Source organism: Alteromonas sp. KUL150 (assembly GCF_009811475.1).
Taxonomy (GTDB): domain Bacteria; phylum Pseudomonadota; class Gammaproteobacteria; order Enterobacterales; family Alteromonadaceae; genus Alteromonas; species Alteromonas gracilis.
The window spans coordinates 1-11,849 of record NZ_BLIJ01000023.1 but is presented as its reverse complement, the minus strand read 5'-3'; the positions used below and the strand labels follow the sequence as shown (position 1 = coordinate 11,849).

Here is an 11,849-nt window from a genome sequence, read left to right as displayed (position 1 = left end):
CTCAGACTCTGACCCCATTTTTTATATCGCGATTTGGAAGCTTATTAATGTACTCTGACCCCATTATTTTACAGCAGCTATTTGGTTTTTCGGCGTTTCGCGAGGGCCAGAAGGAAGCGGTGGATTTACTGCTAAGTGGTCATTCAACTCTGGCAATATTCCCTACTGGTTCGGGTAAATCACTTTGCTATCAGTACGTTGCTACACAGTTGCCGCATTTAACCTTGGTGGTGTCGCCATTGTTGGCGCTGATGAAAGATCAGCTGGAGTTTCTTCATAGCAAAGGCATTGCAGCAGCCAGTATCGACTCCACGTTAACACCTGAGGAAAACAAGCAAGTGATGAATGATATCCGCTCTGGTCAATGCAAAGTTTTAATGGTGTCTGTGGAGCGTTTTAAGAACGAACGTTTTAGACAGTTCATTGAGTCTGTTAGGGTGAGTATGTTGGTTATCGATGAGGCCCACTGCATCTCGGAGTGGGGTCATAATTTTCGCCCTGATTACCTGAAGCTTCCTGCTTATCAGAAAGAGCTCAATATTCATCTAGTATTATTACTCACCGCTACCGCTACTAAAAAAGTAAAAATGGATATGGCGGCACGTTTTGATATTTCTCCAGCCAGCATTATCCAAACGGGGTTTTATCGTCCGAACCTTAATCTAGAGGTTCGCCCTGTTCTTGAGCCCAATAAAAAACAAGCTTTGCTAGAAGAAGTTAAGAAACAGCAAGGTGCGGGCATAGTTTATGTCACACTGCAGAACAGCGCCGGGGAAGTAGCTCAGTTTCTGCAGCAGCAAGGGTTTACTGCAAAGGCCTACCACGCTGGACTCGATAGTGAGGTCAGGCAACGTATTCAGCAAGATTTCATGAACAACAAGCTTCAAGTTGTGGTGGCGACTATTGCCTTCGGCATGGGTATTGATAAATCGGATATTCGCTTTGTTATTCACTACGACCTACCAAAATCTATAGAAAACTATAGCCAGGAAATTGGCAGAGGCGGGCGAGATGGTGAAGTAGCAAACTGCACGGTATTAGCGAACCTCGACGGATTGGTCACCATAGAAAATTTTGTTTATGGAGATACGCCCGATAAAAGCGCAATTGAGCGCGTAATTACCGACATTAAATCACAAGCGCCGGTTCATCTAGATACTGCAAAAGAAATTCAACCTCCAGATAACAGCGACAACAATGTTTACCAGTGGGAAACCCAAATTAACAGCTTATCGAGCACAAGCAATATTCGTCAGCTTCCCCTTAAAACCCTTTTAGTGCAGCTTGAACTCGCGAATGTTATTCGACCGTTGTACGCCTACTTTGCAGAATACAAGTTCCGGTTCATTTCTGACAAAGCCACCATACTCGGTTTATTTTCAGAAGAGCGTTCGCGCTTTTTAGATGCGGTATTCACGCACTCCAACATGAAAAAGGTATGGGGCGTTGTTAATTTTGACAGTATTTATCAGCATTACGGTGCAGAGCGTTCTAGAGTGGTTGCGGCATTGGAGTATTTGCATGAACATAATCACATCGAGCTTGCATCACGCTTAATTACCGATGTTTATCGCGTTAACAACGAACAACTATGCACGGAAGACTTAACAGATAAGTTAGCGCAGTATTTTGCTGAAAACGAACACAAGGAAATAGAGCGTATAGCGGCGCTGGTAGGCTTCTTCGAACTCAACACCTGTTTAAGCTATAGCCTATCGGCGTATTTTGACGATACCAAAACGCCTTTAAAATGTGGCCACTGCAGTGTGTGCCAGGGTAAGGTGGCTAAGCTTAGTTACTCAACACCTATTGCCAAGCCAGATATGACACAAGTGGCTGAAGCTATCTCAGCACTACAATCTCATTTAGAAGGAAAGTTTGAAGGCCCTATTACCGAATCCATCTATTGCCGTTTTCTTACTGGCATGACGATGCCTTTATTTACGCGCTTTAAAGTAAAGCAAGTGAAAGGCTTCGGAAGTTGTGAAAACTGCCGCTATGCAGATGTAAAAGCGGCCGTATCTTCTGTAATAGCGTAAAAAGGGCAAAGCTAGTATCGCTAAGATAGGTGCAAAAATAACCTAAATCGCACTCTAGGCTCACCCTCTTTCACTCTTTGAAAAGTGTTGTACCTTTAGGCCATATTATCAATATGTTTTAGAATACTACCAAAGGCGCGGCTTCCCACCTTTTGAATTTGTTTGTCGAAATATAAGGTGCCAAGAATAAAAATAGAAATGTGCCCTTTCGAGCGCCACGTTACGTGAGTTTTACCCCCTCGGTCTTCCAAGAGAATTTCTCCCAACTCATGATCGTAGGGAAGCGGGCTGGATTTCACAACCTTGTAACCCAGTTTGAAGGGCGGTTCAAAACAGACTATCTCTTCATGGAGATTTGAGTCGCCAGAAATAATCTCACGAACAGCCCCTACCCCATTTTTATTCTCGTTTCCTTCCCTTAATACGTTCGACGCATCAATGGCCTTAAACTGTGAATAGTTCTCGTGGTCGCTTAATATTTCAAACACGGTTTCAATGGGTTTATCTATGGTTCTTTCCACACTAATTGAAAACACTTTAAGCCTACCCTCAACGTTAATTAATAAGTTTCATCGATAGTACATCAGGTTTAAAGAATAATTTACTTAAGAAATGATTAGCCGTGTAGATAGTCTTTTTACAGCATAGTAAATAGGAAAGAACTAATTTATAGTGAGAAAGAATATTGACTGAACAAACAGTAAAGGAAAGATGGCGCCACTACACGGAAAAGAAAACTCCAAACAGGGCTCGCTAGTTATTGTCGGCACAGGTATCAGTGTTGCCGGCCAAATGACGCTAGCAGCTAAAAGCTTCATAGAAAATGCTGACGTTGTATTTATGGGTATCATGAATAAGGTTGGCGAGCATGTCGTATCTAGTTTGAATCCGAATAGTGTTTCTTTAGATGACCTTTATGAAGAAGGTAAATCCCGCGCCGTCACCTACTCTCAAATGGCTGAGCGTATCGTAGAAGCAGTAATAAGCGGTCAAAATGTTTGCGCTGCTTTTTACGGGCACCCCGGTGTTTTTGTTACCCCGTCTCACGAAGCCATCCGCAGGGTAAAAGCACTCGGCCTTGAAGCTCACATGCTACCTGGGGTATCTGCAGAGGACTGCTTAATAGCAGATTTAGGCATAGACCCATCGCGATTTGGCTGCCAGTCTTATGAAGCTTCGCAGTTTTTATTTCGCGATTACCGCATAGACCCTTACATGACACAGATTATCTGGCAAATAGGCTTGGCTGGCGAGGCCACGTTAAGCGTGCTAAATGCCAACCATAGTCAGTCAGGGCTCACTATGTTAGCCGACATTTTGTCGGAGCATTATCCTGATGATCATGAACTTATTATTTACGAAGCGGCGACACTGCCTATTTGTGAGCCGAAAATACAAAAAGTATTGCTTTGCGAACTTAAACACGCGAAACCCACACTTATTTCAACTCTTGTTGTTCCCTCTCTTGGCATGCCAGCATATCGTCAAGATCGCCTTGCAAAGCTCGGCTTAACAGAACAACAAGTTATTAACTATAGAAACCCAAGTATAAATTAAAAAGGACAATTAAATGGCTAAATCTATTGAAGATTTCTTGGTCGAACTCGACACGAACAGCAAGCTTTTGGAAGCCTATAAAAAAGACCCAGTGGCAACCGCTAAGAAATATGGTTTACCTGACGATGAAGTGCAAATCATTGCAGATAAAAAGTGGGATGAACTCTCTAAGCGATTCGACGACACCAGTAAAACAATCCGCGTCATCAATTATTAGTCAGTAAGCACTAGTAATGAAGCATTTAATCAGCGTTTTGGTATGTATTATTGCGATAGCAATGGTACAGCCCAGCTATGCCGTGGATAACGCATTAACTAGTGCCACAAATTCCCAAGAACTGTTAAAAGGGCTTAAAGCGCGCGTACAAGAAAATGACCCGTCTGTTGAAGAAACGTTTTCTCAATTAAACCAGTTTTTCACGGACAATCCCGGTGAAACAGGCAAAGCACGCTTTCAAAATATCAAGGCTTACTACTTCATTCTGAAACAAGATTACGTCTTGGCATATGAAGCACTCTTATTAGCCAGAAAGCGTGCTAACGCAATCGATAACGCTACTGCCCTTGCTGAATCGTACCGATTAGAAGGTTTAATTTTAGATTTGTCTGGAGAGCATGCTAACGCTTTAGAAGCTATGCACCGTGCGCTCGATATCTTCAACAAAGAAGAAAGCGATCGAGTTTTACTTGTCTATAGCGCGATGGGCAACGTTTACATGTCGCTCAAAAATTACGAATTGATGTTAACGTTTGGGCATCAATACCTCGCGTCAGCCCAACGATTTAAAAGCAAGCAAGATGAAGGTGTTGCCTATTTTTACCAAGGTTATGCGCAAAGAGCACTGGGCAAATATCAAGATGCCAAAGTGAGTTTATTGCTAGCAGAAGGCCTTCTCAAGGAAGTCGGTTACCCCTTTATTGGTATTGTTTATGGGGCGATGTCCGAACTACATATAGCAGAAGGCAATCTTAACGAAGCACTTAAAAGGCTGAATCAAGCGTCAGAAGCAGACCGACAAGTAGGGTTTCGCTACAGCGAAGGTTCACACCTTATCCACTTAGCAATGATTTATACACAGCGCGGCGACTTAGATCTTGCTATTAACGAGCTAGAAGCAGGGCTGAACAAGGACATCATTAAAAATGACAAGGTGCTACTGCTTGATGTATTAGAGCAATTAATCACGCTTCATGAAGAAAAAGGGAACTTAGCAGCAGCGTTGCAATATGCAAAGCAATATAAAGAAGCTTACAAAGAAAGCTTTAATGAACAGCAATCAAGGTTGTTAGCACTTAACCGAGTTCGACTTGCTATCTCTGAAAAAGAAGAGACGATAAAGCTGCTAGAAAAAGATAACCTGCTAAAAGAGCAGCGTAATCTTATCCAAAAAAAGAAAAATACATACCAACTGTATTTTATCGGCGTAGTTATTCTTTCTCTTATTCTAGTGCTCGGCCTTTGGCTTAGAACGCGCCACCAGCGTAAGAAATTAGATTCCCTCACTCAAGACTTACAGAAGGCAACTCAAGCTAAATCTGATTTTCTCGCGCGCATGAGTCATGAAATTCGTACGCCTTTAAACGCTATCATCGGGCTAACTAAACTCTCTCAACGTGCAGCAGAAGATAAAGAACAACAAACCAACCTTATTCAAATAGAAGGTGCATCGCACACCCTTCTTAGCGTTATTAACGACATACTCGACTTTTCAAAGATAGAAGCGGGCAAATTAGATATTGAGTCTACGCCGTTTAACTTAGATTCGCTGGTTAACCAAACTATCCGTCTGCATCAGGCTCGCGCAGAAGAAAAACATATTGAACTCATTCAGCATATTTCTCGAGACGTTTCTTTAAACCTAATAGGTGATCCGCTTCGCATACAACAAATTTTGAGCAACTTGGTTAGCAATGCAATTAAGTTTACTGAAGATGGGCTGGTGTCAGTAAGCATTCGGGCCACGCAAAACGGTGATAACATTCAACTTGAGTTTGAAATAAAAGATACCGGCATCGGACTAACCACTAAGCAAAAGGCGCAATTGTTTCAACCATTTCATCAGGGTGATGAATCCATTTCCAGACGCTACGGCGGCACTGGTTTAGGCTTGGCTATATGTAAACAACTGGCCTCGTTAATGGGTGGTGAAATTTGGGTTGAAAGCCAAATTGGCAAAGGCGCAAGCTTTCACTTCACCGTACTTGTAAACGCCGACCCTTCAAATCAGATTGTTTCTCCTTCAAATCAGCTTGCCGCGTTGAAGGTACTTGTTGCCGACGACATAAGTGCTTCACGGGATGCAATATCTGAAGCGCTTTCGATTTGCAATATCAAAGCAGACATCGCTGCTGGCGGAAAAGAAGCGGTGGCAAAAATTCGCTCGTCCACTAACGAAAATGCTCCATACGACATTCTTATTCTAGATTGGAATATGCCAGATATTGATGGCTTAGAGGTGGCCGCCATCATGAATCAAGAAGCTTCGGTCAAACCGCCTAAAGTGATCATGCTTTATGCATTTGAGTCGCCCAATATGCGTCAACAAGCCAAACAGCTTGGCATTAGTACCTTTATTAAAAAGCCGTTTAGCACAAGTGAACTTGTCGATAGGCTGCAAGAACTTTGCTTAAACGTTAACACTAAATCCTTACCAGCAGATGCAGCGCCTGTGCCCAATTTACGTGGCACGAAAATACTTTTTGCTGAAGACAACGCGCTTAACCAAAAAGTGGCGCTCGGTTTATTAGCAGACACTCATGCAACAATTGAAGTGGTAAATAATGGCTTAGAAGCATTCAATGTACTTCGCAATGACAGTACGTTCGACGTGGTGTTAATGGATATCCAAATGCCAATAATGGACGGCTTAACGGCAACTCAACGAATTAGACAGGAACTGCAACTTCGCTTACCTATTATTGCGATGACGGCCCACGCCATGCAGCAAGATATCGATAAAAGTTTAGAAGCCGGCATGGACGGCCATATTAATAAACCCGTGGATCCAAATCGCTTTTTTGATGTGCTTGTCGAAATACTCAACAAGCAACAGACATCGGCAACCACCGAGATTATTGACGAGACTTTATCCGAGCCCACCCCACTGGACTACATAGATAAACATCAAGCAATGCAAACGCTCCTTAACGATGAAGCGCTATATCAAAGTTTATTAGAAGATTTTGCAGTCTTAAACGGTGAGCTAGATGTGCTTCGTAGGGCGATAGATGAAAAAGACTACATGACCATTGTAAGGGTAGTACATATTTATGTTACCGCCCTCAAGTACATTGGTGCTTACGCTCTAGCGGACTTAGCAAGCTCTGTAGAGCGCACGATAAATCAAAACGAAAGCCAAACAACCCAGGCATTTGATGAACAGCTAGAAACGCTATTTACGGCCTTAGTCGAGATGAATGCAAGAGTTGAGGAAGTGATAAGCTAGTTATTACGAAACGTAAGGTTACCGTTGGAATACCATACTGCAACGGAAATAAAAGGGACAATGCATTGTTCTTATGAAGCCTGCGTGGATTGCGCAGGCCTATCTATTTGTAAAGCGCAGGATATCAGGCTTTATTTTTCATCTTCGTCATGCGAGGCGTATTCATTTTTCATCAGCCATGCATAAGCGGTGATAAAAGCCGTTTCTTGGAACTGTTTTAAGCCCGTTTCTGAAAATGGCACAGCTAATGGATTCTTACGTAGCGCCTCTTTTATATCCGTAGGACTGAAAACAATAACCTCTAGCCCGTCAATCAGTTCAATCGCAGCTTCGAGTTTAAAGCCAATAGCGCTTCCCGCGAATTTACCTTTGGTTTGGCGCTGACGAATTATCACAGCATCAATTTTGTAATCTTCGACAAGCTTAGCAAAGGTGCTTTGAAAGCTTTTTAAGCCCTTAGCGCTAGTATCGGCGAGGGTTAGACGGCGCGTACGGCAGTCTGGCAAATGAAACAAACCATCAGCGAGTGACGCCAAACTAATAATTGCTTCATTACCTTTTAAATCTATACCACAGACTTTCATATTTATTCCTAATTACGTTTGCCTGCTATTATAACCCGTTTCGCGGCTGTTATTCACTTGCGAGCACTTTTCTTTATTTCCCCTACAACGAAGGGACCAAACTAACTCAGTACAGACTTAATAGTCTCTTTGGATAACGGCTTAACAAAATGCTTATCAAATCCTGCGGATTTAGAATCCTCTACGTATTTTTCAGACCCCCACCCGCTTTGAGAGTAAAACTTAACGTGCTCTACCTCTGGTAGCGCTTTTAGCATTTTGACCAGCTCATAACCGTCTATGTCCGGCATGCCAATATCAAGAAATACAAAGTTTGGTTTAAACGCTTTAAATGCATCAATGGCTTCTTTCGGAGACGTAATTCCTAAAGCGCTAACCCCCATCGATTCAGCTAACAAACAATAGGCGTCGATAAGGTCTGCGTTATCATCTACAAACATCACTTTACTTTTGCTGTGCACAACAGACTCTATTTCTGTACTTTCCGACAGCTCAAAGGCAGTTTTAGAGATCGGCAACCTCACTTCAAAGGTACTTCCTTTATCGATGCCTTCACTCATCACAGACACCTCTCCATGATGTAAAGCCACTAGTTTACTGACTAGCGTTAGCCCTATACCCAGACCGCCCTTGGTATGCGTAGAGTGCGCTTCAATTTGAGTAAACATGTTGAATACATCTTTCAGCCTGTCTTCAGGAATGCCCATGCCGTTATCTTTAACAGAAACGACAATCGTGACTCCCTCTTTTCTGATATCTACATCTATCTTTCCTGACTCTTTCGTGTATTTAGCCGCGTTGTGAATAATGTTGGAGAAAATCTGGCTTAATCGCGCTTTATCGCCATAAACAGTTACATCCTCTTCAAGACAATTTACCGTTATGTCGTGATTCTTTGATTTTACCTGCTGTTCAACAATTTCAAGAGAGTCTGACAGCACGTCTTGAATACTTAACCGTTCAAACTCAAGCTTAACCTTGCCTCGCGTAATACGAGATACATCCATTAAATCATTGATAAGTTTGGACATATATTCCGCTTGACGGTTGATAATAGCGGTCACTCTTTTACGCGTTTTATCATCATCAACGGTTTCTAAAATGCTTGCCCCAGACATAATTGGCCCTAATGGGTTTCGCAGTTCATGGGCTAACGTAGCAAGAAATTCATTTCTGTAGTTGTCTTGCTTTTCAAGCTCTTGAATACTGATGTGCATGCGTTCTTGTACATCAAGCGCATACACAAGAAACATTCTATTTAGGCGGTTAGCGGTATCAATATCAGTCCTATCAAAAGCTGTTGAGCGCCCTTCAATAGCGCGGGTATGAATAGTAAACGCCGAGCGAGGTTTAAGACGCTCAGCTTTTGGCGCATCTTCTGATTTCTCATCGTCAGCACCTATCCATTTTTGAACTCTATGGGTTTCTTTTCTAAACCATGCGGTAAAATACTGCTTTTTTTCAAACAGCGGGATGATCATAATACCCGCTATGCCGTGCTCTCGCGCCTCTGGGTAATCGTCATAGAGCGAATCGTTTGTGTAAGGAAAACCGCTTTCGCTAACCGCTTTAGAAAAGATGTCTTTAATAAGCTCTATGGGTAAGGTAGACCCAAGAGTGATGGTCTCGTACTGCGAAAAGTAAACAAACCCCGAACTATTGAGCGCATTTAAAAACGCCCTTTCGCCGCTTTTAACCACGCGACTAATTGGGTTTGCTGGGCCTATTTTGTCGAGCATAGCGTCTACGGCTTTGTCGGTAACATCCTTTTTGCGTTTCGCAATCTCCTCTTCTTTAGCCAACAAATGCCAGCTAAACAATTGGCTCAAGTTTTCACATTGCAGCCTTACGTTTTGAGGAATATAACAAGCCTCGCGATGATGACAGGATATAAGGCCATAAAGCTCTCCATCCGTTACCAACGATATGGAAAACGATGCTCGTAAACCTTGATTTCTAATATATTGAAGGTGTATAGGCGAAAACGTTCGTAACAACGAACGCGTGAGATCTAAACGCTCTCTCCCCGATTCTTCTGCAGAAGGAACTAACTTGGCAGGGGGCAGTTCTGTATCCGGAACGAGCCTTACCCAATTGGTTTTATAAAGCTCTCGGGCTTGCTTAGGAATATCTGAAGCAGGAAAATACAAATCTTGATAAGACTCCATATCTTCTGCTTTGGCCTCCGCTATGACCTTGCCTGAGTAGTCTTCATTGAATTTATAGAGAACCACTCTATCCATATTCGTGAGATATCTAATGGTCGAAACCATTTCTCGCGCCATCTCGCCCAGCGACGTCATTTCTTTGAAGCGCGGCGCGATAGACATTGAATAGAGCTTTATAAATTGCTCTGCGCTATAAACGTCTCTAAATTCTGTAGCGGGCTCTAGCTCAACCACATAGTGATCACCAGAATCGTAAACTACCGCTAAATAGTCTATTTCTTCGCCTGCTTTTAAGAGCGCCCCCTTAAGATGAAGTTGAATGGGTAGCCTTATCTTGCTTGCCGATACTCTGTCGAAGGTCTCTTCAAGAAACGTGCGCTCATCAGAATCGGAGGATAAAATGTCTAAAAAGTTTTCCCCTATGATCTCGTCAGCAAAAATCGAATTGCAATTCTCGCTTACAATTTCAATTTTCAAGTCCTTGTAGCTGAATGCGATAAGAAAACCGTAACTTTGTACACTTTCGGGAATATGTATAGGCTCATCTTCACAGCGTTCAAAGTTAAAGTTTTGGGGGAATTGACTCATAGGGTTCCTAAGGTTTGTATTAGCTAAGCCATTCTTGGCTAAGAATGGCAACGTATCATATTGATATTCAGATTTATAATGCTCTCTCTATGAACTCGCTGAATTTAATGTTTGTAAAATTGCAAATCGGAAACGCCACAAAACGTGTGTTGAACTGAAATTACAACCTTCAACGCTGCATGTTTTATGGCGTTCATCATTATTCAGGGAGCTGAAGCTTAATTAAGCGCGCGCCTTCCTTATCTTCGAGCACATAGATATTACCCATGCCGTCTTGCTCGACTTCGCGTACGCGCTTGCCCCATTCGTAACGCTCTGCTTCTTCTACTTTCCACTTGCCTTCATCATCTTTACCAAAAGCAACGCGAACTAGTGCTTTTGAAGACAGTCCACCGATAAAGCCATTCCCGTTCCAGTCGCTAAACTTGTCGCCTTTATAGATGATAAAACCAGCTGGGCTGATAGCGGGCACCCAAGCCAACTCGGGCGATTTAAAAATAGGAATATCTTCGTGATTTGGAATTTTTACGCCCGAGTAATGGTCACCCTGCGACACCGTTGGGTAACCATAATTGCGACCTCGTTCTATTAAGTTGAGCTCGTCACCATGGCGAGGCCCCATTTCGTGAGCCCATAAATTACCTTGTTCATCAAAGTCTATGCCCAGCGGGTTGCGGTGACCAAGTGTCCAAATCTGTTCGGTTACGCTACCTTGACCATAAAACGGATTATCTTCTGGCACACTACCGTCGTCGTTTAAGCGCAGCACCTTACCTAAGTTCATCGCCATGTTTTGGGCTGGGGTGAATTTTTGACGCTCGCCAGAGGTAATAAACAAATGTCCGTCAGGTGAAAACGCCATGCGATGAGAGTAATGACCGTTACCGGTCACCTTCGGCGATTGACGCCAAATTAGCTTTCTATCAGACAGCTTCGCACCGCTATCAGAAATAGTAAGCGTGGCACGCTCTATCACCGCGCCACTGAAGGCATCGTCTTTCTCATCTCGCTCAATATAAGAAATATAAATAGTGTTGTTTGACGCAAAGTCAGGGTGAATTATGACATCACCTAGCCCGCCCTGCCCGCGTGCAGTAACGTTTGGCACATTACTAACTTCAAAACGCTTTTGCTGGTTTTCATCAAGTAGCCATAATGTGCCGGCTTTTTCCGTTACCAAGCTATGCCCATCAGGCAAAAAGGCCATGGCCCACGGGTTGTCGAAGGTCGACTGCACACTCCCCATTACCGAAGTGCCTACACTGCCTTTCATCTCTACTTGTTCAGACGAGACTGACTGGGCAGACGTAAAAAATGAGGTAGCAAATAACGTAACCAATAGTACGGCCTTTCGGTTCATGCTAGCTTTGTGTTTATTTGTTGTTTTCATCGACGTTCTAACCTTTTCGAGAGTTTGCGTACTGCTGGATACACGGTGAAGCGTTTATTATACCAATCCGCATAGAT

At 43.0% G+C, this 11,849-nt stretch carries 8 protein-coding genes; 4 read left to right on the top strand and 4 right to left on the bottom strand.

The genetic code is table 11. From position 1 onward, the window contains the following. Positions 1-47: 47 nt before the first annotated feature. Positions 48-2,039: a RecQ family ATP-dependent DNA helicase gene (locus GVO62_RS04670; protein ID WP_159117945.1), complete on the top strand. Its 1,992-nt coding sequence runs from the start codon at positions 48-50 to the stop codon at positions 2,037-2,039. A gap of 95 nt (positions 2,040-2,134) precedes the next feature. Here GVO62_RS04670 and GVO62_RS04665 read toward each other — a convergent pair whose 3' ends face one another. Beyond that, the gene (locus GVO62_RS04665) at positions 2,135-2,575 is read right to left on the bottom strand and encodes an SRPBCC family protein (RefSeq protein ID WP_159117944.1); all 441 of its coding nucleotides are present in this window, start codon (positions 2,573-2,575) and stop codon (positions 2,135-2,137) included. Between the two features lie 175 nt (positions 2,576-2,750). On the opposite strand from GVO62_RS04665, the gene GVO62_RS04660 reads away from it, so the two are divergent. Genes GVO62_RS04660 through GVO62_RS04650 form a run of 3 tightly spaced genes read left to right on the top strand, consistent with a single transcriptional unit; the run spans position 2,751 to position 7,042 of the window. After that, entirely contained in the window at positions 2,751-3,596 is an 846-nt protein-coding gene (locus GVO62_RS04660) for an SAM-dependent methyltransferase (protein WP_159117943.1), read from the top strand. 13 nt (positions 3,597-3,609) lie between these two features. Then, positions 3,610-3,813 carry a hypothetical protein gene (locus GVO62_RS04655; protein ID WP_105931497.1) on the top strand — a complete coding sequence of 68 codons (204 nt, stop codon included), beginning with the start codon at positions 3,610-3,612 and terminating at the stop codon, positions 3,811-3,813. A gap of 16 nt (positions 3,814-3,829) precedes the next feature. Continuing rightward, the gene (locus GVO62_RS04650; protein WP_236547069.1) at positions 3,830-7,042 is read left to right on the top strand and encodes a tetratricopeptide repeat-containing hybrid sensor histidine kinase/response regulator; all 3,213 of its coding nucleotides are present in this window, start codon (positions 3,830-3,832) and stop codon (positions 7,040-7,042) included. 131 nt (positions 7,043-7,173) lie between these two features. On the opposite strand, the gene GVO62_RS04645 is transcribed toward GVO62_RS04650, so the two are convergent. The 3 genes from GVO62_RS04645 to GVO62_RS04635 all read right to left on the bottom strand — a co-directional run bounded on the left by GVO62_RS04645 (position 7,174) and on the right by GVO62_RS04635 (position 11,772). Then, positions 7,174-7,626 carry a DUF3010 family protein gene (locus GVO62_RS04645; RefSeq protein WP_105931496.1) on the bottom strand — a complete coding sequence of 151 codons (453 nt, stop codon included), beginning with the start codon at positions 7,624-7,626 and terminating at the stop codon, positions 7,174-7,176. A 101-nt stretch (positions 7,627-7,727) separates the two neighbouring features. After that, on the bottom strand, positions 7,728-10,382 hold the full coding sequence (locus tag GVO62_RS04640) for an ATP-binding protein (RefSeq protein WP_159117942.1): 2,655 nt from the start codon (positions 10,380-10,382) through the stop codon (positions 7,728-7,730). Between the two features lie 199 nt (positions 10,383-10,581). Continuing rightward, complete coding sequence (locus tag GVO62_RS04635; RefSeq protein WP_159117941.1) at positions 10,582-11,772, bottom strand: PQQ-dependent sugar dehydrogenase; 1,191 nt, start codon at positions 11,770-11,772, stop codon at positions 10,582-10,584. Between the last annotated feature and the right edge of the window lie 77 nt (positions 11,773-11,849).